Here is a 26,975-nt window from a genome sequence, read left to right as displayed (position 1 = left end):
GCAATAGCGCGGTGGTCCCACCTGACCCCATGCCGAACTCAGAAGTGAAACGCCGTAGCGCCGATGGTAGTGTGGGGTCTCCCCATGCGAGAGTAGGACACTGCCAGGCATCAAATAAACGTTATCAGTGTGACGACTGGTAATGCGCAAGTCGCAGAGTGCGATATTGCCGGTATCGAAAGATACAACGTAAAAGAATCGGTGGAGCGGTAGTTCAGTTGGTTAGAATACCTGCCTGTCACGCAGGGGGTCGCGGGTTCGAGCCCCGTCCGTTCCGCCACTTAATTGATAAGCCCTGAGTTTCGACTCAGGGCTTTTTCATATCTGCATCTTGCGCTTTTTAGGCTGGAATTGTTCCTCTTTACCGCCTCGCCTTTCTCCATATTATTGCCTTTAGATCAAAAGTCTTATGCCGAACCAGGCGTTTTTGATCAATAAAAAAGTTGCCATAATCTTCCTCATACCACATCTACCTGTTAATGAGAGAAAACATTATGAGCATCCCTGCATTTGGTTTAGGTACTTTCCGCCTTCAGGATCAGGTTGTTATCGATTCTGTTAGCACTGCACTTGAGCTGGGCTATCGCACTATCGACACCGCGCAGATCTATGAAAACGAAGCGGCTGTTGGCCAGGCTATCGCTGCCAGCGGCGTGAAACGTGAAGACCTGTTCATCACCACCAAGATTTGGATCGCGAATCTGGCGAAAGGCACACTGATCCCAAGCCTGCAAGAAAGCTTGAAAAAACTGCAAACCTCCTACGTTGATCTGACGCTGATCCACTGGCCGTCACCCAACGACGAAGTGCCAGTTGCCGAATTTATGGCTGAGTTGCTGGAAGCGAAAAAGCTGGGGCTGACTCGCCAAATTGGCGTATCTAACTTCACCATCGACTTGATGCAGCAAGCGATTGACGCTATTGGCGCCGATGAAATCGCCACCAACCAAATCGAGCTGTCACCGTTCTTGCAGAACCGCAAGGTGGTAGAATTCGCGCAGCAGCACGGCATCGCCATCACCTCTTACATGACGTTGGCCTACGGCAAAGCGCTGCAGGATGAAACGATTAAAAGCATCGCCGCTCGTCACAATGCAACCCCAGCACAGGTTGTCCTGGCTTGGGCATTGAAGCTGGGCTATGCAGTTATTCCTTCCTCGACCAAGCGAGAAAACCTGGCGAGCAACCTGTTGGCGCAGCAACTGACGCTGACCGACGAAGATATGGCGCAGATCGCCGCACTGGAGTGCAACGGCCGTCTGGTTAGCCCGGAAGGCCTGGCGCCAAACTGGGATTAATCTTTCCTCGCAGTGGTCAGCATAAGGCGTCCATCAGGGCGCCTTTTTTATCGTTTCAGGTATTCACTCACAAAATCAATAAAGCTGCGCAGACGGTTGCTGACGGCGCTGTCGCTGTAATAAACCGCGTTGATCGGCATGGCGACCGGCAGTGTCGCTTCCACCAGAATTGGAACCAAATCTCCACGTTTGATATCTTCGTCGCTCATAAAGTCCGACAGGCAGGCGATACCGTTGCCATGCAGACAGAGATGGCGCTGGGTTTCTCCACTATTAGTGGTCAAGCCGGGAGTGATTTCCAACTGGCTGCCATCTGAACAAGCCAGTGGCCAGCGGTTCAAACTGGGCAGGTCGTTGAAGCCGATGCAGCAGTGACGTGCAAGATCTTCTACCGTTAGCGGCGTGCCGTGCTGAGCCAGATAGGCGGGGGAGGCGAGCACATGCCGGTAGCTGGTCATCAGTTTGCGCGCTTTCAGCGTGGAATCGGTCAGCTCTCCTACGCGGATCGCAATATCCACTTTTCGCTCGATCAAATTGATAAAGTTTTCCGAAGACACCAGCGATAACGACATTTCAGGATAACGTTCGCGGAACTCCGCCACTAAAGGCGTCAGCATGTGCAGCACCACCGGCGTTGCCGCGTCGACGCGCAGCAGGCCTTGCGGGCGTTGACGGCTTTCCATCAGCGCATTTTCTGCCGCGGCCATATCGTTCAGTACCTTCTGCACCTGGCGAAAGTAATTCTCTCCTTCCTGAGTCAGGCTGATTTGGCGCGTGGTGCGGTTGAGCAGCGTTACGCCCAGTTTGCTTTCCAGTTTTTTCACCGTTCGGCTAACCACGGAATTCGCTTGTTCCAAGCGTTCAGCCGCCCGGCTGAAACTGCCGCTTTCCACGACGGTGACAAAGGTGATCAGCTCGTCTGAGTTTGCTTTCATTTTTGCTCCAATGGCAAAGTTAATTTGAAATTTTGAGCATTTTTATCATTTAAGCATAGGCCGATAATAGCCGTCATCAACTTGAATGCTATTTCGGAGTAAAAAATGCCACTCGCATTACTTGCCTTAACCATCAGCGCTTTTGCTATCGGCACGACCGAGTTCGTGATTGTCGGGTTGATTCCGACTATCGCGGAGCAGTTGGGAGTGACCGTACCGTCCGCTGGGTTGCTGGTGACTATCTATGCCCTCGGCGTGGCCATCGGCGCGCCGGTGCTGACGGCCCTGACCAGCCGTATACCGCGCAAACTGCTGCTGGTTGGCCTGATGGTGCTGTTCACTCTCGGCAACCTGCTGGCCTGGCAGTCACCCAGTTATGAATCGCTGGTAGTGGCTCGGTTGTTGACCGGCCTGGCGCACGGCGTGTTCTTCTCTATCGGTTCCACTATCGCCACTAGCCTGGTGGTGAAAGAGAAGGCGGCCTCCGCCATCGCCATCATGTTTGGTGGCCTGACGGTGGCGCTGGTGACCGGCGTACCGCTGGGGACGTTCATCGGCCAGCAATTTGGCTGGCGTGAGACCTTCCTGGCCGTTTCTCTGATTGGCGCTGTCGCCACGCTGGCCAGCATTATTTTGGTGCCGAGCAATATCAAGAACCAGGGCAGCGCCGGCGTGCGGGAACAGCTGAAAGTGCTGACTCATCCTCGTCTGCTGCTGATTTACGCGATTACCGCATTGGGATACGGCGGGGTCTTCACGACCTTTACCTTCCTTGCGCCGATGATGCAGGAACTGGCCGGCTTCTCTGCTCCGACCGTGAGCTGGATACTGTTGGCTTATGGTGTCGCGGTGGCGGTGGGTAACATCTGGGGAGGCAAGCTGGCCGATCGTCATGGGGCCGTGCGTGCGTTGAGCTTTATCTTTGCCGCGCTGGCCGTTTTGTTGCTGGTGTTCCAGTTTACCGCCAGCCACAGTATTGCCGCTTTGCTGACGGTGATTGTGATGGGTGTGTTCGCTTTCGGCAACGTGCCGGGGCTGCAGGTGTATGTGGTGCAGAAAGCCGCGCAATACACGCCAAATGCGGTGGATGTGGCGTCCGGTCTCAACATCGCGGCGTTCAACATCGGCATTGCGCTCGGCTCGGTGATTGGCGGCCAGACCGTTGCCTCACTGGGGCTGGCGCAGACCCCCTGGATTGGCGCGCTGATCGTGGTGGTTGCATTGTTGCTGGTTAGCCTCAGCGGTCGCCTGGATAAAAAGTCTCAGCTGCAAACGGCTTAATTCGTAAAACCCTTGCTGCCTGGCCCGCATTTTGCGGGCCTTTTCGCATTTTTCACCTATTACCCCTCACCTTTACACAGCTATACCGTCAGAAGATTGAAATCGCTGCAGGCGGCCCCTATAACTGAAAAGGTGATGCCCGCAAAAGCCATGCCCTCTATGCAGGGTAGGCGTATAATCAATTCATCGTTGGCGAGTGTTCATCGCCAGTTTTCATGTTAATGGGTAATAGGCGAATCGCGTGCCGAAACGAACTTATGCAATGAGGTATGTTGCAGGTCAGCCAGTTGAGCGAATCTTTCCTGGCGCCGTTAACCAGCCGTTGCCGCCAGGGGCGGCGCTGCCGACGACCGGCGCCTTGCGCGTTATGGTGTGGAATATTTTCAAACAGCAGCGAGCCGACTGGCTTTCGGTGCTGAAAAACCATGGCAAAGACGCGCAGCTGGTATTGTTGCAAGAGGCGCAAACCACGCCAGAGTTGGTGAGCTACGCTACCGCCAACTATCTGGCGGCCGATCAGGTGCCGGCCTTTGTGCTACCGCAGCACCCTTCCGGTGTGATGACGCTGGCGGCCGCTCATCCTGTTTACTGTTGCCCGCTGCGCGAGCGAGAGCCGCTGCTGCGGCTGTCCAAGTCGGCCCTGATCACCGTTTATCCGCTGTACAACGGCGAGCTGTTGATGGTGGTGAACATCCATGCGGTGAACTTTAGCCTGGGCGTCGACGTCTACAGCAAGCAGTTGGGGCCGATAGGCGAACAGATCGCCAGTCACCGGGGGCCGGTGATTATGGCGGGGGATTTCAACGCCTGGAGCCGCAAGCGCATCAATGCGCTGTATGACTTTGCCGGAGAGATGGCGCTGCGCGAAGTGAGTTTCACCGACGACCATCGCCGCAAGGCCTTCGGGCGTCCACTGGATTTCGTATTTTACCGCAATCTGGGAGTGGTGGAGGCGTCGGTGCTGGTGACCAGCGCGTCGGATCACAACCCGCTGTTGGTGGAGTTTCATCCGGAGAAAGACTCGCCGGTATGGTGAATCGCAGCTAATAAAAAAGCACCCCGAAGGGTGCTTTTTTTGTGCCGAACACTTAAGTATCCGGCGTTAGCTTGTTGCCGACAAACAGGGTCAGCTTCAGACCTGGCTGCAGGTTGCCTTTGGCGAGCGTTGAATTCCAACGCATCACATCGTTAATATCGACGCCGTGACGACGTGCGATACTGGCGAGCGAATCACCTTTACGAACCTGGTAGGTGATACTGCTGTTACTGCCAGTATTGCTGGCCACTTGCAGGGTTTGCCCAACTTTTAAGGCGCTCTTGGCGCGTAAGTTGTTCCAACTCTGCAAATCGCTGGTCTTAACGTTCAGCCGCTTGGCAATGCCCGATAAGGTGTCGCCGGAGCGCACTTTATACGAACTGCCACCGGTCAAACCGCTGTTCTTCGCCAACTGCGTCGTTGGCTGAGTCACGGCGATCTGGCCATCGGCCAGCGAGTCTTTCAGTTGCTCGGCATGTCCTTTGGGAACCATGATGTAATGGGGCCCGTTGGGTGCCGTAACGCCTTTTTTGTAGCCTGGGTTATACGCTTTCATCTTGGTGACTGAAAGCCCTGCCATCTCAGCCGCCTGAGTCAGCTGGATCTGCTGTCCAACATCGATACGCGCCAGCGCACGGGTTTCATCCGTTTTCGGGAGTTTCACGCCGTACTTCTTGCTGTTCTTGATGATGTCGCTCAGCGCCAGCATTTTCGGGACATAGATTGACGTTTCACGCGGAAGCGACAATGCCCAGAAATTAGTTGGCTTACCCTGGCGTTTGTTTGCCTTCACCGCTTGCATCACGCGGCCTTCACCACTGTTATAGGCGGCTACGGTCAGTAACCAGTCGCCGTTAAACATGCGGTTCAAGCGCTGCATCATGTTAAGCGCAGCGGTTGTCGAGGCGACGACATCGCGTCGGCCGTCATACCACTGATTGTTTTTCAAACCATAATTGCGACCCGTTTGCGGCACGATTTGCCATAGCCCTGCGGCGTTGGCACTTGACGTGGCGTGTGGGTCAAAAGCGCTCTCCACTATGGGTAGCAGTACCAGTTCCATCGGCATATTACGTTTCTTAATCTGCCCGACTATCCAGTACATGTACGGCTCTGCCCGTAATGTTACATCGTGGAGATAGCTCTTACTTTTTAAGTACTTTCTTTTCTGATCACGGATCCGGGAATTTTCCGGAACCTCCATCTTCAGCTCGTCGCTAATGAAGTTCCACAGGTCCTGTTGCGCGGCGGGACTGTTGTTATCCAACCACCGCGCCGAGCTCGCTCGGCCATTTGCTGTGTACTCTCCTGCTTCACCATCTTGACCAGCCGAAGACAAACTCTGTGCATGCTGTTCTGGCGCCGGTGCGTCCTGCCTGGACGACTGGCAACCCACTAGCAAGACTGAGGCGAGAAATATCGCTTTAGCCTTCATGTGTGTGTCAATGTAGTTGCTTAAAAGACGAGCAATAATACTTTGCTTCGCCAAATAACACAACTAAAAGCTTAGAAGTTATCTTTCCGCAGGCGTAATTCGGAAAAAACTGAATGAAGGCTTTTCGGTGGTGAATTAAAGCCTAATTTCTTTTGTAAATCAGTGTTATGGCAACGTAAAAACAGGTTAATTTTGCGCTCTAATTGCAATGTAGTCGGCACGCTGGCTTGGCCTTTTGCCCTTAACGCTTCAACATGTTGTTGATATGTTTCAATCTCTCGATCTTCCGGCAAAATAGCCCGCGCAAACTTAAGATTTGAAAGAGTATATTCATGCGCGCAGCAAATTAAGGTGTTATCGGGAAGTTGCGCGAGTTGTTGAAATGAGTCGTACATTTGTTTGGCGGTGCCTTCAAACAGCCTGCCGCAGCCGGCGGAGAAAATGGTGTCGCCGCAGAACAGATAAGGGGCACTATAGAATGCCACATGGCCCAGCGTATGGCCGGGAACGGCGATAGTCCGGTATTGGCGGCCATCGATATCAAAGGTGTCGCCGTCATGGACGATGTGGTTGGCGCCTTTGTCCGCGGTTTCCTGCGGTCCATAGACGGCCAGGCCGGGGTACTGCGCGACAATCTGCGCCACGCCGCCGACGTGATCGTGATGATGGTGGGTCAGCAGGATCGCCGCCGGCACCAGCTGCAGGCGCTGCAGCGCTTCGAGCACCGGCTGCGCCTCACCCGGATCGACGATAATGCAGCGTCCCTGCCGGTCATCCAATAACCAAATGTAATTGTCCTGGAAGGCGGGAATGCTGATAAGATTCATGGTGTACCTCTCGTTGGCAACGGCTTGAAAGAAGATAATAAATCATGAAACCAGCCCATACTCTACAAAAGCTCACCGGCCCGCAGTCCTGGGCTGAGCTGCCGTGGGGGGAGTACTATCGTGAAGCGCTCGAGCGGCAGTTGCAACCCTGGTGGCCCAAGCTGTTCGGTTTCCATCTGCTGAAGATGGGCATGCTCAGCGCCGAGCTGGCCACGGATAAATGCGCAATCTCCCATCAGGTTAACGTAGGGCTGGAGGGGGAAGGGCTGCAGGTGGTCGCCGACGCTTATCAACTGCCGTTTGCCGCCAAGTCGGTAGATGCCTGCCTGTTGGCGCATACGCTGTCCTATGCGGACGATCCGCACCGCATGCTGCGTGAGGTGGACAGGGTGTTGATCGACGACGGCTGGTTGGTCATCAGCAGTTTCAATCCGTTCAGCCTGCTGGGGTTGGGCAAGCTGGCGCCCGGGTTGCGTCGTCGCCAGCCCTATGTCAGCCGCATGTTTACCCAGATGCGGCTGCTGGATTGGCTCAGCCTGCTGAATTACGAGGTGTTGCACCAGGCGCGTTTTCACGTACTGCCGTGGCACCGCAAGGGCGGCAAATTTTTATGCACCCATTTGCCGGCGCTGGGCTGCATGAGCGTGATTGTGGCGCGTAAGCGCACCTTGCCGCTGACGCCCACGCCGATGAAACTGGGGGCGAGAAAGCCGTCTCTCAGCCGCGCGGTGGGCGCGACCAAGAGCTATCGCAAGTTGCCTTAGGCTTCCGGTTGGTAACCGACGTCTTCCTGCGTCGGTTTACCGGCCGCTTCGCGCGCCAGCACGTCACAACGTTCGTTCTCCGGATGGCCGGCGTGGCCCTTGACCCATTCCCACTTCACCTCGTGGCGCTGAATGGCCCGATCCAGCCGCTGCCACAGATCGACATTTTTGACCGGTTTTTTGTCGGCGGTTTTCCAACCGCGTTTCTTCCAGTTATGGATCCAGCTGGTGATGCCCTGGCGCACGTACTGGCTGTCGGTGCTGAGCGTCACGGCGCAGGGCACGGTCAGCGCTTCCAGCGCCACGATCGCCGCCATCATTTCCATGCGGTTATTGGTGGTCAGATGGAATCCTTCGCTGAAGGTTTTTTCCGTCTGCTTATAGCGTAGTATCGCGCCGTAGCCACCGGGGCCGGGGTTGCCAAGGCAGGAGCCGTCGGTGAAAATTTCTACCTGTTTGAGCATCTCTGGTAGACTCTTCCTATCAGTTTTATAAAAGCCAAGTCTGACATAAACGAGCGCTGTGAGCACTGCAATATGATCTCTACAACCACCAGACAGATTGTCCTCGATACCGAAACCACCGGTATGAACAAGCTTGGGGTGCACTACGAAGGGCACCGCATCATCGAAATCGGTGCGGTGGAGGTGATTAACCGCCGCCTGACCGGGCGCAACTTCCACGTATACATCAAGCCGGATCGGCTGGTGGATCCGGAAGCCTACGGCGTACACGGCATCAGCGACGACTTCCTGGCCGACAAGCCGACCTTCGATCAGGTTGCCGAGGAATTCCTCGACTTTATCCGCGGCGGCGAGCTGGTGATCCATAACGCGGCGTTCGATATCGGCTTTATGGATCACGAATTCCGCATGTTGCAGCAGGGCATCCCGAAGACCGAGACCTTCTGCACCATCACCGACAGCCTGTTGATGGCGCGTCGCCTGTTCCCGGGCAAGCGCAACAACCTCGATGCCTTGTGCAGCCGTTATGAGATAGACAACAGCAAGCGTACGCTGCACGGCGCATTGCTCGATGCCGAGATCCTGGCGGAAGTTTATCTGGCGATGACCGGCGGTCAGACCTCGATAGCGTTCCAGATGGAGGGGGATACCCAGCAAAATGACGCCGCGCAAGAAATACAGCGCATTGTCCGTCCGGCGACGGCGATGAAAGTGGTCTACGCCAGCGACGAAGAAGTGAAGGCGCATGAGGCGCGTCTGGATCTGGTGGCGAAGAAGGGCGGTAGCTGCCTGTGGCGCGGGGCGCCGGCGGAATAACGGCGTTTTTGCGTGAAAAAACCTCACTGGATAAATCTTCGTTGAAAAACTGTGCAAACGGTTCATTTGCGGAGAAAAAGGCGTTGACGGAACCGAGAGGCGTCCGTAATATGCGCCTCGTTCCCCCGCAAGAGGGAATGGCGCGGAGCGGTAGTTCAGTTGGTTAGAATACCTGCCTGTCACGCAGGGGGTCGCGGGTTCGAGCCCCGTCCGTTCCGCCACTATTCAGAAGCCCTGAGTTAGCGATAACTCAGGGCTTCGTCGTTTCCGTTTTCTGAAAAACGGCGCGGCCCAATGAACGGGGCCGGCAGACCGGCCCCTTATCCTCAGAATAACACCGAATAGTTCAAGCCGAAGGTGCGTCCGCGGCCTTTATAGCTGTACAGCTCAGGCGATCCGTAGGTCGGGCTGTACAGGATCGGCGCGCGTTGGCCCCAAACGGTGGTGTATTCCTTGTCCAGCAAGTTTTCCACGCTGAAGCTGATTTTCCCTACCGGCAGGGTATAGCTGCCGAGGAAATCGAGGGTGTTGTAGCCATCGATTTTGCGGCCCTGGGTGGAGTTGGCCTTGGTGTAATCGCCATCGTCCGATACGTCGAAGGTTTGCTGCGACTGTAAACGCAGATTCCAGTCGCCCGGCGCCCAGCCGACATAAGCGGTGACTTTCGATGGGCTGGCGGTATCGACTACCAGCTTCTTCCATTCGCCGTTGACCTTGGTTTCGGAGCGGATAACGTTGAAGTTAGTGCCGGCGCTCCAGTCGCTCTCTTCAAAGAAATAATCCACCGCGCCTTCCAGCCCGTAGATACGGCGCTTATCCGCATTGACGTTGATGGTCATGTCGGTTTTATTGATGGCGATGCTCTTGTCGGACAACGAATAGTAGGCGGCGATCTGCGTGCGCAGGTTATCGCCGGTATAGCGCCAGCCCAGTTCGTAGGAATTGACCTTGATGCCTTCCAGCTTGGAGTCGCCGACGTTAACGCTCTTCAGCAGCCGGTAGTGGCCGCCGTTCAGCGCGTAGGTGCCGTTGCCGTAATACTTGCCCGGATCCGGGATCTCAAAGCCCTGAGAGAAGTTGAACCAGGTTTGCTGGCGCTCGGTCAGGTGCGCCAGCAGGCCGGCATTGAACAGCGCGTTGTTGTAGTCGGTTTTCCCGCCCGGTATAGCGTCGGCGGACGTCGCGGCGCCGGTGGCGATTGCCTGCTGCTGGTTATAACCGACGAAGTCATCAATCTTGTTTTCGGTGTACTGATAACGCACGCCGCCGCTCAGGGTGAAAATGGGGTTGATGTCGTAGCTGGCCTGCAGGAACGACGCCAGGTTGCTGGTGGTATAGCTCGGGTAGCGGCCGGTGCTGTAAGCGTTCTCCAGCGTCATGCCGCCCGACTGCTGAGCCTTCGCCAGGTTGAAGAACTGCTGGTTGGCGTTGAAGCTTTCATGCTCGGCGTCAATGCCGTAAGTCAGCGTCAGTGCGTCGACAGGTTTGCTGTTTAACGTCAGCTTGCCACCGTAGAAATCGGTTTTTTGCTGCGAAGCGCCAATGCTGCTGACGTAATAGTTCGGTGCTTTGCCCGCCAGCGTCGGGAACGGGTAGAAGGTCAACGTTTCGTCGCGGTAGTAGACCTGCGCCACCAAATCCTGGCCGAGGAAATCAGTGTTGGAATACTGCAGGTTGATGAGATGTCGTTCGGTGCCGGGGATGCGGTCGGAATTTAAGTTACCGCTGTTATATGCCTTGGCGTTGCCGGTCACCGCCGCAAAGTTCTCTCCCAGGAACAGGCCGTGATCGCCGTCGGATTGGCTTTTGTAGTATTGGGTGGTCAGCTGCAGCTGTTGATGATCGTCGATGTTGAGGGTGCCGGTGCCCATCACGTCGAGGCGATTGGAATACTGCAGGCCGGTTTGGGTATTGTCGATCAATACCTCATTGCCTTTGCCGTCATACCAGCCGCCATAGCGCTGGTAAGAAACGGACAGGCGCCCAGAGGCATTGTCGTTGCCGCCGCTGAGCGCCGCCGCCACGTTCTCGTCGTGATCGTTATGGCCGCCAAAGCCGGTTTTACCGCCGACCTGCAACTCGACTTGCTGTTCCTGTTGTCCTTTTTTGGTGACGATATTGATCAGGCCGCCGGTGCTGCCGCCGCCGTACAGCGAGGTTGCGCCGGAAATCACCTCGATATGATCGATATTGAACGGATCGATCGAATCCAACTGGCGGCTGTCGCTGCGCGATGAATTCAGGCGCACGCCGTCAATCATCACCATCATCGAGCGGCCGCGCATATTCATGCCATAGTTGGTGCGGCCCTGGCCGCTGACGTCCATGCCGGGGATCAGCTGCGCCAACATGTCCTTGATCTCTTTGCCGCCCTGAACCTGCTGTTCGATCTCCTGGCTTTCGATCACCCAGGTGGTTTGCGCCATTTCCGCCGTGCTGCGGTGTGAACGGCTGGCGGAGACCACCATCTGCTCTTCGGCGCCGGCTTTCTGATCTTCTGCCCAAGCCGTCGGCGCAAGCATCGCCAGCAGACAAGGATTCAAAACCCAAAGGTGTTTGCGTTTCATCGTTATTTATTTCCCAGGTGATATTGTTATTGCGTTATTTTTGAGAATGATTCTTTTATCAATAACGTTTCTTGTTATCAATAAAATCATGATATGATTTTTTGCGATACATTAACGTAATTAATTAGTTTTATTAACATTTTACCCGCTGCGCGATCGAGCAACCCACACCGTCAACACGGCAGCCGATCGGCCATACGTTCAAGCGACAGCCGTTGCCGGAGAAACGAGAACATGTCCGCCAGCTACAGAATTTTTGATATCACCTTGAAAAGCAAAACGCTGATTTCACCTTCGCTGGTGCGCTGCGTGTTTGAAGGTGCGGATATTCATCGGATGAAGTTGGAAGCGCCGGATCAGCGCATCAAACTGCTGTTCCCGGCGGCGGACGGCCAGATCCCGCAGTTGGCCAATAGCCCGGACTGGTATGGCGATTACATGGCGATCCCCAAAGAGCGGCGCCCGGTGATGCGCACTTATACGCTGCGTGCGCTGCGCCGTGAGCAGAATCAGATGGACGTCGAGTTCGTGCTGCATGGCGTGAACGGCCCGGCCTCCGCCTGGGCGACTCACGCCGAGCCGGGTGATGCCATTCAGACCGTCGCCCCCAACGCTGACTTCGACGGCGACAGCGGCGGCTACGAATGGGCGCCGCCGGCGCAGTTGCAGCAGGCGCTGTTGATCGCCGATGAAACGGCCGTGCCGGCGGCGATGGGCATTCTGGAGCAATTGGCACAGCAGACCAATCCGCCGCGCGTGCAGGCATTCTTCGAAGTGCCGCAGGCGGGGGATTGCCTGGATTTGACCCGCTTCCCGTTCGCCGAGGTTTACTGGCTGCCGCGCGATGTGGGCCGCCAGTTGGCGCACGGCACGTTGCTGGTGGAAGCGGTGCGCCAGCGGGTGGATATTCCCGCTTCGGCGTGCGCGCAAGCGCAGTCTTTGGCGGAAAGCAGCCTGAGCGATGAGGTGTTGTGGGAGCGGGCGGCGGGCGGCAACGCTTTCTATGCCTGGGTGGCGGCCGAGTCTTCGGCGGTGAAAACCCTGCGGCGTTACCTGATTGGCGAACGCGATCTGGACCGCGCTACCGTTAACTTTATGGCCTATTGGTGCTGAATGCGCGGCTTTTTTCCGCCATCGCCGTGGCGGCGCACTGGCCGGTCGGCATGCTGTTTGTGCGTGGCGCTGGCGATCCAGACCTATTGCCTGATGATCGCCGGCTGGGAGGTAAGATGAGGATATGAGAATTCCTAAGATGACGCGTTACGACGATAGAAGCTCAGGGCGATGGCCAATCCGGCCAGCAGCCCGGCGCAGGTGCGGTTTAGCCAGCGCAGAGCGCGGCCGGAAAATATACGCATAGCATGGTGGCCGCCAAGCGCGTAGAGACTCATCAGAGCGATATCGATCAGGGCCGTCACCAGAGCGAGAATGACGTATTGCAGCGCTATGTCGCCCGCTGGCTGGATGAACTGCGGCAGAAAGGCGGAAAAGAACAACAGTCCTTTGGGGTTGGAGAGTGCGACCAGCAGCGAGCGCATAAACGCGGCGCGGCCGTTGCGGGCGCCGGGCATCGCGTTCTGTGCTGCCTGCGGGGTGCCAAGCGGCGCACGCCACAGTTGGCAGGCTAGATAGAACAAATAAGCAGCGCCGGCCCATTTGACCAGCGTGAAAAGCAGTTCGGAAGCTTGCAGTATAGCCCCCAAGCTGCAGCCGACGGCACCGATCAATAGCAGGTCGGACAGCGCCGCACCGGCAATGCCGCAGACGGCGACGCGTTTACCTTTGGTGGCGCCGTTATTGAGCGCCAACAGCATGGTTGGGCCCGGTGTAATGGTGACCGCCGCGACGGCCACGATATAGAGCAAGAGTGTCGTCATATCCATATCACTTCTCCTTGCGTTATCGGCTAAGGTGCCGGGAATTCAGTCAAGACGCAGAAAGCTGTCGGCGTCGCGCCAGGCCGGGAAGGCGCTGCGGTAACTCTGCAGGCTTTCCAGCGACAGCTCGGCGTCCAGCCGCGTGGCCGCGCCGGGCTCCGCATCCGCCAGGATCTCGCCCTGCGGGCTGATGATCAGGCTGTCTCCGCTGTAGTTCAGGCCGTTGGCATCTTCGCCCACCCGGTTGCAGCCTGCCACATACACCTGATTTTCAATCGCCCGCGCCGCCAGCAGCGTTTGCCAATGGCGGCTGCGCGGCGCCGGCCAGTTGGCGACGTACAGCGCCAGATCGTAATCCTGCTGATAGCGCGCCCAGACCGGGAAACGCAGGTCGTAGCAGATCTGCGGCAGGATGCGCCAGCCGCGCCACTCGAAGATTTCACGCCGGTTGCCGGCCTGGTAGTGCAGGTGTTCGCCGGCCATGCGGAACAGATGGCGTTTGTCATAGGCATGCACCTGGCCGCCCGGCTCCACCAGCAGGAAGCGATTGACCGCGCCTTCGGCGGTTTTCAGCGCCACGCTGCCGCCGATCAACGCGTGGCTTTTCACCGCCCAGCCGTGCAGCCAGTCGATCACCTGCTGTTCGGGCAGGGCGCTCTCGCCGGCATCCATGGCAAAACCGGTGGTGAACATTTCCGGCAAGACGATGAGATCGCGCCCGACGATCGGCGCCAGCAACGCGTCGAAGGCGGCCAGGTTAGCAAGGCCGTCGCGCCAGACCAGCGGTTGCTGCAACAGGGTAATTTTTAAAGTCGACATAACCGCTCCGCAGCTGCATCCAGCGTGGCGTCCTGCTTAGCGAAGCACAGCCGGATCAATTTATGAGGGAAAGGATCGGCACAGAAGACCGACAGCGGAATGGCCGCCACGCCCACGTGCTCAGTTAACCAATGGCAGAACGCCACATCGTCCAGATCGGAGATGGCGCTGTAGTCCGCCAGCAAGAAGTATGTACCGGCGCAGGGTAAAATTTCCAGTCGGCTGCTCGCCAGCGCCTGCACAAAGCGATCGCGCTTGGCGCGATAGAACGCGGGCAGCTGTCGCCAGTGCTCCGGTTCGGTGCGCAGGCTATCCGCCAGCGCCAACTGCGCCGGAGTATTGACCGAAAAGGTCAGGTATTGATGCACCTTGCGCACCTCGGCGCTCAGCGCGGCGGGCGCCACGCAGTAACCCACTTTCCAGCCGGTCATGTGGAAGGTTTTACCGAAGGAGGACACCGCGATCGCGCGTTGGCGCAGCTGCGGGTGGGCCAACACGCTGGCGTGGCCGCCTTTGGCGAAGCAGATATGTTCGTAAACCTCGTCGCTGAGCACGTAGATTTCGCGTTCGGCGATGGCGTGCCACAGCTGCTGCAGGTCTTCCGCCTGCCAGGCGGTGGCGGACGGATTGTGCGGCGTGTTGACGATCACCAGGCGGGTGCGCGGCGACAGCGCGGCGGCGAACCGTTGCCAATCCACGGCAAACGCGGGCGGCTGCAGGGCGAGGCGTTTGAGTACGCCGCCGGCCAGCGCCACCGCCGGCGCGTAGCTGTCGTAGCTCGGATCGAAACAGACCACCTCATCGCCGGGGCGCACCAGCGCCGTGATGGCGGCGAACAGCGCTTCGGTAGCGCCGGCGGTGACGGTCACTTCGGTGGTGGCGTCCGGCTGCCAGCCATACAGCTCGGCAGTTTTGTCGGCGATGGCTTCGCGCAGCGCCGCCACGCCGGTCATCGGCGCATACTGGTTGGCGCCCTGGGCGACATGCCAGGCCAGGCGTGCTTTCAGGTAGTCCGGCCCGTCGAAATCGGGGAAGCCCTGCGACAGGTTGATCGCCTGATGCTGCTGCGCCAGCGCGCTCATCTGGGTGAAGATGGTGGTGCCCAGGGCAGGCAGTTTACTTTCGGGAATCAATGCGGAAGTGCTCATAGCAGGTGAATACTCCAGGCGCTTATATTGCCGTCAATATAACACGATGCTAGTATTTGGCAATCAAGACGCTTAGATGGCTAAATGCGAAAAAGTGCTTAGCCTGTCGCGCAGCCGGCTAAGTTTCACCTGCTGACCGCTATACCGAACGGGAAACGATAACAATGACGGAGAATCCGCAACTTACCGCATTACTGGCGGCCTGCCACTGGATTGGTGGCAAAGGCTGGTGTCCGGCGACCGGCGGCAACATGTCGCTGCGCCTCGACGAACGCCAGTGCCTGGTCACCGAATCCGGCAAAGACAAAGGCAGCCTGAGCGCCGCCGATTTTCTGCAGGTGGATATTGCTGACAATCATGTGCCGAGCGGCCGTACGCCATCGGCGGAAACCGGGCTGCATACGCTGCTCTATCGCTTGTACCCGCACCTTGGCGCGGTGCTGCATACCCATTCCGTCAACGCCACCGTGTTGTCGCGGGTGGAACGCGGCGATGCGTTGGTGCTGCAGGGGTACGAAATGCAAAAGTCGCTCGCTGGCCAGCGCAGCCACCTGGACAGCGTGGCGATCCCCATTTTCGATAACGATCAGGACATCCCCCGGCTGGCGGCGCGCGTCGCGGCCTATGCCGAGGTCACGCCGCTGCAGTACGGTTTTCTGGTGCGCGGCCACGGTCTCTATTGCTGGGGAAGCCAGGTGGCGGAAGCCCGCCGCCATCTCGAAGGGCTGGAATTCCTGTTCCAGTGTGAACTGCAACGTCGCTTGCTGGAGGCGAAATGATCCGCGCTATCGTGACCGATATTGAAGGCACCACCAGCGATATTCGCTTCGTGCATCAGGTGCTGTTTCCCTATGCCCGTGAACGGCTGGCGGATTTTGTTCGCCGTCACGCCACGGAGAGCGAAGTCGCCGCGCCGCTGGCGGCGCTGCGCGCTGAAATTGACCAGCCACAGGCGGATCTCGACGCGCTGATCGCCGCGCTGTACCGCTTTATGGATGAAGACCGCAAATCCACCGCGCTCAAGGCGCTGCAGGGCATCATCTGGCGTAGCGGCTATCGCGAAGGGGATTTCCGCGGGCATCTGTACCCGGAGGTCGCCGGGCAGCTAGCCGCCTGGCAGCGTCAGGGGCTGAAGCTTTACGTCTATTCCTCCGGTTCGGTGGAGGCGCAGAAGCTGCTGTTCGGCCACAGCGACGCCGGCGATCTGCAGCCGCTGTTTAGCGGCTATTTCGACACGCACGTCGGCGCCAAGCGTGAAACCGCGTCGTACCGCAACATTGCGCAGGCTATCGGCATCGCGCCCGACGAACTGCTGTTCCTGTCCGATATCCACCAGGAGCTGGACGCGGCGCAGGCCGCCGGCTGGCATACCTGCCAGCTGATCCGCGATGAGGCGGACGCACAGAGCCGGCATCCGCAGGTCAGCCGTTTTGATCACATCGATTTAGGGGAGTTTGTCTCATGAGTGGATTGACCATTTTCAGTGATACAGCGCCGCAGCAGCCGCTGTGGCAGAGCCGCGACGCGCAGGAAATCCAGCGCCAGCTGGCGCAGATCGGCGTGCGCTTTGAGCGTTGGCAGGCGGATCGCGAGCTGGGCGACAATCCGCAGCCGGAGGCGGTGATCGCCGCCTACCAGCATGAGATCGACCGGCTGGTGGCGGAAAAGGGCTACCAGAGCTGGGACGTGATCAGCATGCGACCGGACCACGAACAGCGCCACGCGCTGCGTGAAAAATTCCTGTCCGAACATACGCACGGCGAAGATGAAGTGCGCTTTTTCGTTGAAGGGGCGGGGCTGTTTTGCCTGCATCTGGACGGCAAGATCTTCCAGATCCTGTGCGAAAAGAACGATCTGATCTCAGTGCCGGCCAACACCCGTCACTGGTTCGATATGGGCTCGGCGCCGCACTTTACCGCGATCCGGGTGTTCGACAACCCGGAAGGCTGGGTGGCGCATTTCACCGGCGACAAGATCGCCGATGCCTATCCGCGTCTGGACTGATCGTTAACCGGCGGGCGTTAACCCAGCGTCTGCCGGAAAATCCCCGCTTCAACCTGTTGCGGCGTGATCACGCCGCTGTCGAACACCCACCCGCTGATGAGTTTTGCCGGCGTGACGTCAAACGCCGGATTGTAGACCGGCGCATCGGCCGGCGCCCACTGGCAGGCGCCGAAGCTGCCTGAAACGCCGGTGACTTCGGCCGCCGCGCGCTGCTCGATCGGGATGGCGGCGCCGTCCGGACAGTGCGGATCGTGGGTGGTATGCGGGGCAGCCACGTAGAATGGAATGTCATGGTAGTGCGCCAGCACCGCCAGGCTGTAAGTGCCAATCTTGTTGGCGACGTCGCCGTTGGCGGCGATGCGATCCGCGCCGACCCACACCGCATCGACCTGGCCCTGCGCCATCAGGCTGGCGGCCATCGAATCGCAGATCAGGCGATAGGGAATGCCCAGCTCGCCCAGTTCCCAGGCGGTCAGACGGCCGCCCTGCAGCAGCGGCCGGGTTTCATCGACCCATACCTGTTGCACCTTGCCCTGCTGGTGGGCGCGCAGCAGCACGCCGATGGCGGTGCCGACGCCGGCGGTGGCCAACCCGCCGGTATTGCAGTGGGTCAGCAGGCGGCTGCCGGGCTTGACCAGACCAGCGCCGCGATCGGCGATGCGATCGCACAGCAGGCGATCTTCCTCCACCAACCGCAGCGCTTCGTTCACCATCGCCGGCGCCCAGTCAGGCGCCGCCAGCGCCAGCTTCATGCGATCCAGATTGTTCATCAGGTTAACCGCCGTTGGGCGGGCGGCGCGCAGCGTGCGCAGCGCCTGCTCCAGCTCGGCGCGCGGCACACCGCGTTCTGCCAGCAGCGCCAACAACAGGCTGGCGGACAGCCCGATCAGCGGTGCGCCGCGCACCCGCAGGCTGTGAATGTGCCCGACTAACTCCTCCACGCTGTCGCAAGCGCGCCACCGCTTTTCCTGCGGCAGGGCTTGCTGATCGAGGATCCAAAGGCGGTTGTCCCGCAGGGTCAAACTGGTGGTGTTAAGCGCTTGCATCGGCGGTTAATTCCTTGTTGCGAGGTTATTGCATCTGAAACGCTATTCTGCCAACATGACTTCCAGATGTATAGACGTCCAAATGCTTTTACGTCTAAATAAACAGAATCGCTGGGGGCAGCGAGAGAGAACAGAGGGGTTGGGGAATGTCGCTTTATCGTACGTTTACGGCTGCCGATGCCGTTGAATACGCTCGCCAATACGGGCAGGTGGCCGAACCGCAGGTGCTGGTCAGCGCCGACGAGATCGGCGACGGCAACCTGAACCTGGTGTTCAAGATCCGCGATCGCGAAGGCGTGAGCCGGGTGATCGTCAAACAGGCGTTGCCGTACGTGCGCTGCGTGGGCGAATCCTGGCCGCTGACGCTGGATCGGGCGCGCATCGAAGCGGAAACGCTGTTGATCCACGGCGGTTTCTGCCCGCGGCATACGGTAAAAGTCCTGCACCACGATCCCGAGTTGGCGGTGATGGTGCAAGAAGATCTCTCCGATCATCGCATATGGCGCAGCGAACTGGTGCAGGGGAACTATCATCCGCTGGCGGCCGGTCAGCTGGCGGAATACCTGGCGCAGACGCTGTTCCACACCTCCGATTTTTATCAGCCGGCGCAGCAGAAAAAAGCGGAAGTCAGCCGCTTCACCAACCCCGAGCTGTGCCAGATCACCGAAGATCTGTTCTTTACCGATCCCTATATCGACCATGAGCGCAATCAGTTCGAGGCGGCGCTGTTGCCGCAGGTGCAGGCGCTGCGTGAGGATGCGTCGCTGAAGCTGGCGGTCGCCGGCCTGAAACACCGCTTCCTCAGCAAGGCGGAGGCGTTGTTGCACGGGGATATCCACAGCGGTTCAATTTTCGTGGCGGAAGGGCGATTGAAAGCGATCGACGCTGAATTCGGCTTCTACGGCCCGATCGGTTTTGATGTCGGCACTGCGTTAGGCAACCTGTTGCTCAACTATTGCGGCCAGCCTGGGCTGTTCGGGCCGCGCGACGCCGCCGCCGGGCGCGAGCAGCGTCTGCAGGATGTGCGCGAGCTGTGGCTGATCTTTGCCGATCGTTTCCTGGCGCTGTGCCATCAGCAAAGCCGCGATGCGGCGCTGGCGACGCCGGGTTACGCCGAGCAGTTCCTGCAGCAGGTCTGGACTGATGCGGTAGGGTACTGCGGTACCGAGCTGATTCGGCGCACTATCGGCCTGGCGCACGTCGCCGATCTGGACAGCATCGCCGACGCCGACATGCGCCTCGGCTGTCAGCGTCATGCGCTGGGCTTGGGGCGCACGCTGATCGTCAATGCGCCGCAGATCGAGCATATCGACGCGCTGTTGGCGCGTATTCGTCAGCAAGGCTGAAAAGGCGGGTGCTCGTGGATCCTGCCTGACATCATCAGCCAACGGGCGGGGCGAACCCCGCCGTTGGGTTGCCTTACCGTTCGGATTCGTAAGCCAAAGTGGCCGCAACCTCCGAGTCTCCCAACCTGATGCGCAGTTCGCACAGCGAACCGCGGGTTAGCCAGATGAACGCGATCAGCGTCATACAGACGATCACCAGCTTAAGCACGACCCGTTTTTGCTGCATTTTTGACCTCCCTATCCTTGCCTTGCGGCGGGTAAGAGGCTAACCTGATGTTGCTAGGCATCAGAGTGGCCTCGGGTTGATAATATCGACTCGGGGCCTTTCTCTTTCTCTCCTTTGCCAAGGCGCCGGACAGAAAGATCCAGAGCACCCGCGGCGCAGTCTACCCGAACTTCCTTCCCGTTAAATCCGCCGTTGCGCCAACCTGCGGCGCGGTGCGCAGTTTGTCATGAAAGCAAAAGAAAAAGGGGCGATGATGATCGCCCCTTGGATGCGTGAAGTGAACGTTAAGCCGCTTCGGTCTGCTGCTGGCGCTTAGACTGCGCCGCCGGCTTTTCCGGCTTGGCGGCCGCCAGCGCGTCCGGCGCGAAGTCGTCCACGTTGATGGAGCGCAGGCGGCTCTCTTCGGCTTTCACCAGGATCTTCGCCTCGTCGGCGCTGATCTTGCCTTCTTCCAGCGCGCGCTCCGCCAAACGATCCAGACGGGTGAACGGCAGGTTTTTGCCGACCGCCTTGCACAGGCGTTCGTGAATCGGCTCGGCGGCCATCACGTCGGCCAGCGCCGCTTCCAGCAGGCCGATTGGGTTATGCTCGCTCGGCGTCAGGTACTGGCCGCGCCCCAGACGGCTGCGGGTGGCGGAAGGCACCTGCAGGATCTTGGCCAGCTGATGATCAAGGCGATCGGACGGTGCGGTATGCACGCGGCCGAACGGGAAGACCACGAAGCGCAGCGCGCCGGCGATAAAGCGGTTCGGGAAGTTGCGCAGCAGATCATCCAGCGCCTGTTCGGCTTTATGCAGGCTGTCTTGCACGCCCCAATGCACCAGCGGCAGATCTTCTTTCTGACGGCCTTCGTCGTCAAAGCGTTTCAGCACGGCGGAAGCCAGGTACATCTGGCTGAGGATATCCCCCAGGCGAGCGGAGATGCGCTCGCGGCGCTTCAGGCTGCCGCCCAGCACGCCCATGGAAACGTCCGACAGCAACGCCAGGTTGGCGCTCAGGCGGTTCAACTGCTGATAGTAACGACGGGTCGCGTCCTTGGTCGGCGTGGCGCTGGTGCGGCCGTTGGTCAGGCCCAGCCAGAAGCTGCGTACCTTGTTGCTGCCGACGTGGCCCAAGTGGCCGAACAGCGATTTATCGAAGGCGTTCAGATCGTTGTTCTGCGCCGCCGCCATTTCATCCAGCACATAAGGATGGCAGCGGATCGCGCCCTGGCCGAAGATCATCATGGTGCGGGTCAGGATGTTCGCGCCTTCCACCGTGATGGCGATCGGTGCGCCCTGATAAGCGCGAGCCAGGAAGTTGGATTCGCCCAGCATGATGCCTTTACCGCCGGCGATGTCCATGGCGTCAACGATCGACTGCTGGCCGCGGTGCGTACAGTGGTATTTGACGATGGCCGACAGCACGGCCGGTTTCTCGCCCTGCACCAGTGCATAGGTGATCAGCGAAGCGGCGGCGTCCATCACATAGGTGTTGCCGGCGATGCGTGCCAACGGCTCTTCGATCCCTTCCATCTTGCCGATGGAGATCTTGAACTGACGGCGAATGTGCGCGTAGGCGCCGGTCGCCAGGGCGATGGATTTCAGGCTGCCGGTGGAGTTGGACGGCAGGGTGATGCCGCGACCGACCGACAGGCATTCAACCAGCATGCGCCAGCCCTGGCCGGCCATTTTCGGCCCGCCGATGATGTAATCGATCGGCACGAACACGTCGGTGCCGCGGGTCGGGCCGTTCTGGAACGGCACGTTCAGCGGGAAGTGGCGGTTGCCGATTTCCACGCCCGGCGTGCTGGTCGGGATCAGCGCACAGGTGATGCCCGGGGATTCGTTGTCGCTCAGCAGGCGGTTCGGGTCATGCAGTTTGAATGCCAAACCCAGCACGGTGGCGACCGGTGCCAGCGTGATGTAGCGCTTGTTCCAGGTCAGGCGCATGCCCAGCACCTGCTTGCCTTGCCATTCGCCCATGCACACGGTGCCCACGTCCGGGATCGCGCCGGCATCGGAACCCGCTTCCGGGCTGGTCAGCGCGAAGCAAGGGATTTCGTCGCCGCGCGCCAGGCCCGGCAGGTAGTGGTTTTTCTGTTCTTCGGTACCGTAGTGCTGCAGCAGTTCGCCCGGGCCGAGGGAGTTTGGCACGCCGACGGTGATCGCCAGGATGCCGGAAACGCCGGCCAGTTTTTGCAGCACCATCGCCTGAGCGTAAGGGGAGAATTCCAGGCCGCCGTACTCTTTCTTGATGATCATCGCGAAGAAACGGTGTTCTTTCAGGTACGCCCAGAGTTCAGGCGGCAGATCGGCCAGTTCATGGGTGATCTGGAAGTCGTTGGCCATGCGGCAGGCTTCTTCCACCGGGCCGTCGATAAACGCCTGCTCTTCTTCCGTCAGGCGTGGTTTCGGGTAGCTGTGCAGTTTGTTCCAGTCCGGCGCACCGCGGAACAGATCGCCTTCCCACCAGGTGGTGCCCGCGTCGATCGCTTCCTTCTCGGTGGTGGACATCGGCGGCATCACCTTGCGGAAGGCGCGCAGCGCCGGCGCGGAGAGCAGAGAGCGACGCACAGAGGAAAGGTTCAGCGGCAGCAGCACGATCGCCAGCGGCAGCAACAGCCAGAAGCTCCACAGGCCGATCGCGCCCATGGCAGCGGTGTACGCCACCAGGATCAGGCTGCTGAGGGTAAGGTTCACTCGGTGGTAGAACACCACGCCGAGGAGCGCCAGTAAAACGACAATACTAAGAACCATCATAAGAAGCTCCGAAGTAGTAAGAGGTCTGACCTGTTGTGTGTATGTAATAGGTTTTAGTACAAGGCAGAATTTTTATCAATGCGTTTACAGTTTAATTACAACTCAGGTCACAAACTGACAGCACCAATCATCAAAAACCTCTCCGCTTCCTTAACCGGCGCGCTGTTTGGCTGAGAATGCTTCTCGCTGTTTCCGCGATCCGGTACACTGCGGAGCGGAAGATTTGACGATAACAAGAGGTTCCTCATGTACCACGACCTTATTCGCAGTGAACTGAACGAAGCGGCTGATACCCTGGCGAAATTTATCAATGACGACGCCAACATCGACGCCATCCAACGCGCGGCGGTGCTGCTGGCGGATTCCTTCAAAGCCGGCGGTAAAGTGATTTCCTGCGGCAACGGCGGTTCCCATTGCGACGCGATGCACTTCGCCGAAGAGCTGACCGGCCGCTACCGTGAAAACCGCCCGGGCTACCCGGCGATTGCCATCTCGGACGTGAGCCATCTGTCCTGCGTCAGCAACGACTTCGGCTATGAGTATGTGTTCTCGCGCTATGTGGAAGCGGTGGGCCGCGAAGGCGACGTGCTGCTGGGCATTTCCACCTCCGGCAACTCCGGCAACATCATCAAGGCTATCGACGCGGCGCGTGCCAAGGGGATGAAAGTGATCACCCTGACCGGCAAGGACGGCGGCAAGATGGCGGGTTCCGCCGATGTGGAAATTCGCGTGCCGCACTTCGGCTACGCCGATCGCATCCAGGAGATCCACATTAAAGCGATTCACATCTTGATTCAGCTGATCGAAAAAGAGATGGTTAAGGCGTAATAGCCTTCGGGGGGCTGCGGCTCCCCATGAATAAGACTGCGGGCGCCGCATATATGCCGTGCCCGCACAGCCTGTGTCAGTGTGGTTAAGGAGTGCTGGCGATGTGTGAACTGCTCGGGATGAGCGCAAACGTACCGACCGATATCTGCTTCAGCTTTACCGGCCTGGTACAGCGCGGCGGCCGCACCGGGCCGCATAAGGATGGCTGGGGCATTACCTTCTATGAAGGGAACGGCTGCCGTACATTCAAGGATCCGCAGCCGAGCTTCAACTCGCCGATCGCCCGCCTGGTGCAGGACTACCCGATCAAGTCTTGCGCGGTGGTGTCCCATATTCGCCAGGCCAACCGCGGCGAAGTGGCGTTGGAAAACACCCATCCGTTCACCCGTGAACTGTGGGGCCGCAACTGGACCTACGCGCACAACGGCCAATTGAAAGGCTATCGCCAGCTGGATACCGGCACGTTCCGCCCGGTCGGCCAGACCGACAGCGAATATGCGTTCTGCTGGCTGCTGCACCAGCTGGCGCTGAAATATCCGCGCACCCCGAGCCAGTGGCCGGCGGTCTTCCGCTATATCGGCCTGTTGGCGAGCCAGCTGCGCAAGAAAGGGGTGTTCAATATGCTGTTGTCGGACGGACGCTTCGTGATGGCGTATTGCTCCACCAACCTGTATTGGATCACGCGCCGCGCGCCGTTCGGCAAGGCGACGCTGCTTGATCAGGACGTGGAGATTGATTTTCAGCAACAGACCACACCGAACGATGTGGTCACGGTGATCGCCACCCAACCGCTGACCGCCAACGAAACCTGGCACAAGATTGAGCCAGGCGAGTTCGCGTTATTTCACTTCGGTGAGAGGCTTGTTCTGAGCGAAGGGGTTGGTGTTGGGCGTCGGGCTGGCTGACGCGTACTGCGTCATCATGCCGCCGCTGCTCATCAGCGGTTGACCCAAGACGTACTGGCCATTGACCACGCCCATTGTCGGCGGTTGGCGGTTCTTCGCGAAGTAATCGTAGCCCGGCTTCAGCTGGCGCCAGAAGGCGATATAGCTGGATGACGCATGGCGTTTCAGGTTCTGTTCGGTCATGCGGAACGGATAGATGCTGATGTCGACGCGGCTTTGGCCATAGGCGAAGGCGGCTTCGACGTAGCGATAGATCTCATCCATATAGGTGTTGGTCATCGCGTAACAGCCGATCGATTTACATTCGCCGTGGATCATCAGATAAGCGCCGGAATAGCCCTGCGACTTATCGTAATCGTTAGGGAAACCGATATTGATCGCCCGATAATACTTGCTGTCGGGTTTCAGATGGCGCGCGTCAACGCTATAAAAGCCTTCAGGACTTTTAAAGTCGCCTTCACGACGTTTAGGACCCAGCCCGCCGGAGAAATTACAGATCGGGAACGTGTTGACCAGGCGGAATTCATTGCCCATTCTGGCATACAATTCCAGCTTGCGTTCCTCTTTGAAGATCTGAATATAGACCGGCGAACCCAATAATTGCTGTTTAACTACCGGCGCTTCGGGTACCTGCTCGCTGGCGCTGCAGGCCGTGATCATCGGCATAGAAACAAGCATCGCAAACAACAGCGCGATTTTGCTCATTATAATTCCTGCTTATATTTATCTGCCGGCGCAATCAATCTGGCCAGCATGCCACTGATTATTGTTTTTACTGCTGCAAAACACCGCCAGATTACCAGCGCGTTTATTTTTAGCAATACGTGATATGTATAAAAAAACGACAAAGCTCGATAAAAGTGAAATGACCGGCAGATTTTAACGATAAGTAGTGAAAAACAGGCGAAATTTAATTGCGTTTGCTTGACCCAAGTCACGACGGAACGCAGAACAATGTTGCGAACAATGTTAATATTCCCTCTTCAATTTAACGCGCGGTAGCGATTGAAGCGGCAGGGGTTATGGCATATAACCCGGCCGTTTTGGTGGTTATTTGGCTACAGGCCGTTAACACATCGATTGTCACGCAAACAACGGAAAGGGGGGAATCAAGGGAATGCGCGTTACCCCATATATTCACTGCGAGAAAGTTCATGTTGGGCGTGCCGCCATGCGCACTGCCCGGCAATCCTGGCATCGTCCGCACCCGCCTCTGGGGCCGGGCAGACGTGTAAACCAAACTACATCGTATAAATCCTATGATTAAGATCAGAAAAGGGCTGGATCTGCCGATAGCCGGGGTTCCGGTTCAGGCGATCCAAGATGGCCCGAACATTCAGCATGTCGCCCTGCTTGGGGAAGAGTATGTCGGAATGCGCCCCTCCATGCTGGTGCAGGAAGGCGATACCGTTAAGAAAGGCCAGGCGTTGTTCGAAGACAAGAAAAACCCCGGGGTTTTCTTCACGGCACCCGCCAGCGGCCGCATCGCCGCGATTAACCGCGGCGAGCGGCGCGTATTGCAATCGGTAGTGATTGCGCTGGAAAACGGCGGCGACGATCAGCTCGAGTTCGCGCACTACCCGCTGGGTGAACTGAGCCAGCTGCCGCGCGAACAGGTCGAAAGCGAACTGATCGCCAGCGGCCTGTGGACCGCGCTGCGCACCCGCCCGTTCAGCAAGACGCCGGCTCCCGGCAGCGAACCGCGCGCCATTTTCGTCACCGCGATGGACACCCAGCCGTTGGCCGCCGATCCGCAGGTGATCATCGCCGAGCAGCAGGCGGCGTTCAACGCCGGGTTGGTGGTGCTGGCGCGCCTGACGGCAGGCAAGGTGCACGTGTGCCATGCCGCCGGCGCTTCGGTTGGCCAGCAGAGCGGCCCGCAGATCGCCTACAGCGAATTCGCCGGCCCGCATCCCGCCGGGTTGGCGGGCACCCACATTCACTTCCTCGAACCGGTCAGCCTGAAGAAAACCGTTTGGCACATCGGTTACCAGGATGCGATCGCCATCGGCACGCTGTTCACCACCGGCAAGCTCGATACCCGCCGTGTGGTGGCGCTGGCCGGGCCGCAGGTGGCGCAGCCGGCGCTGCTGCGCACCCGCCTGGGGGCCAGCCTCGATGAGCTGACCGCCGGCCGCCTGAAAGGCGGCGAGAATCGGGTGATCTCCGGTTCGGTGCTGAACGGCATGCACGCCGCCGGGCCGAACGCCTGGCTCGGCCGCTTCCACTCGCAGGTGTCGGTGCTGGAAGAAGGGCGCGACAAAGAGCTGTTCGGTTGGATCGTGCCCTCGCCGAACAAGTTTTCCATTACCCGCACCACGCTGGGCCACTTCCTGAAGAACAAACTGTTCGCCTTCTCGACCACCACCAACGGCGGCGAGCGCGCCATGGTGCCGATCGGCAACTACGAGCGGGTGATGCCGCTGGATATTTTGCCGACGCTGCTGCTGCGCGATCTGCTGGCGGGCGACAGCGACAGCGCGCAGGCGCTGGGTTGTCTGGAGCTGGACGAGGAAGATCTGGCGCTGTGCACCTTCGTTTGCCCCGGCAAGTATGAGTACGCGCCGGTGCTGCGCGAGGTGCTGACCAAGATTGAGCAGGAAGGATAACCG

At 58.8% G+C, this 26,975-nt stretch carries 25 protein-coding genes, 2 tRNA genes and 1 rRNA gene; 16 read left to right on the top strand and 12 right to left on the bottom strand.

Annotation, left to right across the window (positions count from 1 at the left end; genetic code table 11):
- The 3 genes from rrf to dkgB form a co-directional block, all read left to right on the top strand.
- A 5S ribosomal RNA gene (gene rrf, locus ACJ8QF_RS23960) occupies window positions 1–109 on the top strand; the annotation flags it as partial.
- 94 nt (window positions 110–203) lie between these two features.
- Window positions 204–280, top strand: a tRNA-Asp gene (locus ACJ8QF_RS23955).
- 214 nt (window positions 281–494) lie between these two features.
- Complete coding sequence (gene dkgB / locus ACJ8QF_RS23950; RefSeq protein WP_015376713.1) at window positions 495–1,298, top strand: 2,5-didehydrogluconate reductase DkgB; 804 nt, start codon at window positions 495–497, stop codon at window positions 1,296–1,298.
- Between the two features lie 47 nt (window positions 1,299–1,345).
- Here dkgB and yafC read toward each other — a convergent pair whose 3' ends face one another.
- The gene (gene yafC, locus ACJ8QF_RS23945; protein ID WP_265262031.1) at window positions 1,346–2,233 is read right to left on the bottom strand and encodes a DNA-binding transcriptional regulator YafC; all 888 of its coding nucleotides are present in this window, start codon (window positions 2,231–2,233) and stop codon (window positions 1,346–1,348) included.
- 105 nt (window positions 2,234–2,338) lie between these two features.
- On the opposite strand from yafC, the gene ACJ8QF_RS23940 reads away from it, so the two are divergent.
- Together ACJ8QF_RS23940 and ACJ8QF_RS23935 are read left to right on the top strand one after the other, a co-directional pair.
- Window positions 2,339–3,514: an MFS transporter gene (locus ACJ8QF_RS23940; protein WP_265262032.1), complete on the top strand. Its 1,176-nt coding sequence runs from the start codon at window positions 2,339–2,341 to the stop codon at window positions 3,512–3,514.
- Window positions 3,515–3,755: 241 nt separating this feature from the next.
- Complete coding sequence (locus ACJ8QF_RS23935; RefSeq protein WP_025160092.1) at window positions 3,756–4,550, top strand: endonuclease/exonuclease/phosphatase family protein; 795 nt, start codon at window positions 3,756–3,758, stop codon at window positions 4,548–4,550.
- Between the two features lie 52 nt (window positions 4,551–4,602).
- Here the strand turns inward: ACJ8QF_RS23935 and mltD are convergent, their stop codons facing one another.
- The gene (gene mltD / locus ACJ8QF_RS23930; protein WP_442537913.1) at window positions 4,603–5,985 is read right to left on the bottom strand and encodes a murein transglycosylase D; all 1,383 of its coding nucleotides are present in this window, start codon (window positions 5,983–5,985) and stop codon (window positions 4,603–4,605) included.
- Window positions 5,986–6,056: 71 nt separating this feature from the next.
- Entirely contained in the window at window positions 6,057–6,812 is a 756-nt protein-coding gene (gene gloB, locus ACJ8QF_RS23925; RefSeq protein ID WP_265262033.1) for a hydroxyacylglutathione hydrolase, read from the bottom strand.
- A gap of 44 nt (window positions 6,813–6,856) precedes the next feature.
- On the opposite strand from gloB, the gene ACJ8QF_RS23920 reads away from it, so the two are divergent.
- Window positions 6,857–7,576, top strand: a complete 720-nt coding sequence (locus ACJ8QF_RS23920; protein WP_004930191.1) for a class I SAM-dependent methyltransferase — start codon at window positions 6,857–6,859, stop codon at window positions 7,574–7,576.
- Here ACJ8QF_RS23920 and rnhA read toward each other — a convergent pair.
- Window positions 7,573–8,040 (bottom strand): ribonuclease HI, encoded by a 468-nt coding sequence (gene rnhA, locus ACJ8QF_RS23915; RefSeq protein ID WP_265262034.1) that lies wholly within the window; start codon window positions 8,038–8,040, stop codon window positions 7,573–7,575. The genes ACJ8QF_RS23920 and rnhA overlap by 4 nt on opposite strands.
- A gap of 72 nt (window positions 8,041–8,112) precedes the next feature.
- Here rnhA and dnaQ point away from each other — a divergent pair, with 72 nt between their 5' ends.
- Window positions 8,113–8,856 (top strand): DNA polymerase III subunit epsilon, encoded by a 744-nt coding sequence (gene dnaQ, locus ACJ8QF_RS23910; RefSeq protein WP_004930195.1) that lies wholly within the window; start codon window positions 8,113–8,115, stop codon window positions 8,854–8,856.
- Between the two features lie 144 nt (window positions 8,857–9,000).
- Window positions 9,001–9,077 (top strand) — tRNA-Asp (locus ACJ8QF_RS23905).
- Between the two features lie 105 nt (window positions 9,078–9,182).
- Here the strand turns inward: ACJ8QF_RS23905 and ACJ8QF_RS23900 are convergent.
- Complete coding sequence (locus tag ACJ8QF_RS23900; RefSeq protein WP_265262035.1) at window positions 9,183–11,423, bottom strand: TonB-dependent siderophore receptor; 2,241 nt, start codon at window positions 11,421–11,423, stop codon at window positions 9,183–9,185.
- Between the two features lie 234 nt (window positions 11,424–11,657).
- Between ACJ8QF_RS23900 and ACJ8QF_RS23895 the strand changes: the two genes are divergently transcribed.
- Window positions 11,658–12,536, top strand: coding sequence for a siderophore-interacting protein (locus ACJ8QF_RS23895; protein ID WP_004930199.1), 879 nt, complete (start codon window positions 11,658–11,660; stop codon window positions 12,534–12,536).
- Between the two features lie 134 nt (window positions 12,537–12,670).
- On the opposite strand, the gene ACJ8QF_RS23890 is transcribed toward ACJ8QF_RS23895, so the two are convergent.
- From ACJ8QF_RS23890 to ACJ8QF_RS23880, 3 genes are read right to left on the bottom strand one after another with little or no spacing between them, the layout of a single operon-like run.
- Window positions 12,671–13,306, bottom strand: coding sequence for a LysE family translocator (locus ACJ8QF_RS23890; protein WP_442537912.1), 636 nt, complete (start codon window positions 13,304–13,306; stop codon window positions 12,671–12,673).
- Window positions 13,307–13,345: 39 nt separating this feature from the next.
- The gene (locus ACJ8QF_RS23885) at window positions 13,346–14,119 is read right to left on the bottom strand and encodes an amidohydrolase (protein ID WP_021505014.1); all 774 of its coding nucleotides are present in this window, start codon (window positions 14,117–14,119) and stop codon (window positions 13,346–13,348) included.
- Entirely contained in the window at window positions 14,107–15,267 is a 1,161-nt protein-coding gene (locus ACJ8QF_RS23880; protein WP_265262037.1) for a pyridoxal phosphate-dependent aminotransferase, read from the bottom strand. Before ACJ8QF_RS23880 ends, ACJ8QF_RS23885 begins: the two co-directional genes overlap by 13 nt.
- A gap of 164 nt (window positions 15,268–15,431) precedes the next feature.
- On the opposite strand from ACJ8QF_RS23880, the gene ACJ8QF_RS23875 reads away from it, so the two are divergent.
- The 3 genes from ACJ8QF_RS23875 to ACJ8QF_RS23865 are packed head-to-tail and all read left to right on the top strand — an operon-like array spanning window position 15,432 to window position 17,271.
- Window positions 15,432–16,046 carry a methylthioribulose 1-phosphate dehydratase gene (locus ACJ8QF_RS23875; RefSeq protein ID WP_004930206.1) on the top strand — a complete coding sequence of 205 codons (615 nt, stop codon included), beginning with the start codon at window positions 15,432–15,434 and terminating at the stop codon, window positions 16,044–16,046.
- The gene (mtnC, locus tag ACJ8QF_RS23870) at window positions 16,043–16,732 is read left to right on the top strand and encodes an acireductone synthase (RefSeq protein WP_048326840.1); all 690 of its coding nucleotides are present in this window, start codon (window positions 16,043–16,045) and stop codon (window positions 16,730–16,732) included. The genes ACJ8QF_RS23875 and mtnC overlap by 4 nt, the downstream gene beginning before the upstream one ends.
- Window positions 16,729–17,271 carry a 1,2-dihydroxy-3-keto-5-methylthiopentene dioxygenase gene (locus ACJ8QF_RS23865; RefSeq protein ID WP_049189023.1) on the top strand — a complete coding sequence of 181 codons (543 nt, stop codon included), beginning with the start codon at window positions 16,729–16,731 and terminating at the stop codon, window positions 17,269–17,271. The genes mtnC and ACJ8QF_RS23865 overlap by 4 nt, the downstream gene beginning before the upstream one ends.
- 17 nt (window positions 17,272–17,288) lie before the next feature.
- Here ACJ8QF_RS23865 and mtnA read toward each other — a convergent pair whose 3' ends face one another.
- The gene (gene mtnA / locus ACJ8QF_RS23860) at window positions 17,289–18,317 is read right to left on the bottom strand and encodes an S-methyl-5-thioribose-1-phosphate isomerase (protein WP_442537911.1); all 1,029 of its coding nucleotides are present in this window, start codon (window positions 18,315–18,317) and stop codon (window positions 17,289–17,291) included.
- A 146-nt stretch (window positions 18,318–18,463) separates the two neighbouring features.
- On the opposite strand from mtnA, the gene mtnK reads away from it, so the two are divergent.
- Window positions 18,464–19,663, top strand: a complete 1,200-nt coding sequence (gene mtnK, locus ACJ8QF_RS23855) for an S-methyl-5-thioribose kinase (protein WP_442537910.1) — start codon at window positions 18,464–18,466, stop codon at window positions 19,661–19,663.
- 73 nt (window positions 19,664–19,736) lie between these two features.
- Here the strand turns inward: mtnK and ACJ8QF_RS23850 are convergent, their stop codons facing one another.
- Together ACJ8QF_RS23850 and fadE are read right to left on the bottom strand one after the other, a co-directional pair.
- Window positions 19,737–19,889 carry a Hok/Gef family protein gene (locus ACJ8QF_RS23850; RefSeq protein WP_004930217.1) on the bottom strand — a complete coding sequence of 51 codons (153 nt, stop codon included), beginning with the start codon at window positions 19,887–19,889 and terminating at the stop codon, window positions 19,737–19,739.
- A 284-nt stretch (window positions 19,890–20,173) separates the two neighbouring features.
- Window positions 20,174–22,630: an acyl-CoA dehydrogenase FadE gene (gene fadE, locus ACJ8QF_RS23845; RefSeq protein ID WP_044031891.1), complete on the bottom strand. Its 2,457-nt coding sequence runs from the start codon at window positions 22,628–22,630 to the stop codon at window positions 20,174–20,176.
- A gap of 246 nt (window positions 22,631–22,876) precedes the next feature.
- Here fadE and lpcA point away from each other — a divergent pair, with 246 nt between their 5' ends.
- Both lpcA and ACJ8QF_RS23835 read left to right on the top strand, forming a co-directional pair.
- Window positions 22,877–23,458, top strand: coding sequence for a D-sedoheptulose 7-phosphate isomerase (gene lpcA, locus ACJ8QF_RS23840; protein ID WP_004930220.1), 582 nt, complete (start codon window positions 22,877–22,879; stop codon window positions 23,456–23,458).
- Window positions 23,459–23,559: 101 nt separating this feature from the next.
- Window positions 23,560–24,363 carry a class II glutamine amidotransferase gene (locus tag ACJ8QF_RS23835; protein WP_004930222.1) on the top strand — a complete coding sequence of 268 codons (804 nt, stop codon included), beginning with the start codon at window positions 23,560–23,562 and terminating at the stop codon, window positions 24,361–24,363.
- Here ACJ8QF_RS23835 and dpaA read toward each other — a convergent pair.
- Window positions 24,298–25,068 (bottom strand): peptidoglycan meso-diaminopimelic acid protein amidase, encoded by a 771-nt coding sequence (gene dpaA, locus ACJ8QF_RS23830; protein WP_004930225.1) that lies wholly within the window; start codon window positions 25,066–25,068, stop codon window positions 24,298–24,300. The two genes, ACJ8QF_RS23835 and dpaA, sit on opposite strands and share 66 nt — an antisense overlap.
- A 554-nt stretch (window positions 25,069–25,622) precedes the next feature.
- Between dpaA and ACJ8QF_RS23825 the strand changes: the two genes are divergently transcribed.
- Window positions 25,623–26,972 (top strand): Na(+)-translocating NADH-quinone reductase subunit A, encoded by a 1,350-nt coding sequence (locus ACJ8QF_RS23825; protein ID WP_197753979.1) that lies wholly within the window; start codon window positions 25,623–25,625, stop codon window positions 26,970–26,972.
- Window positions 26,973–26,975 lie beyond the last annotated feature (3 nt).

It is taken from the genome of Serratia sp. CY81684 (assembly GCF_052166595.1).
GTDB classification, from domain to species: domain Bacteria; phylum Pseudomonadota; class Gammaproteobacteria; order Enterobacterales; family Enterobacteriaceae; genus Serratia; species Serratia nematodiphila.
Note: the sequence above shows the minus strand (reverse complement) of the source record. Positions and strands in the feature narration are given on the sequence as shown.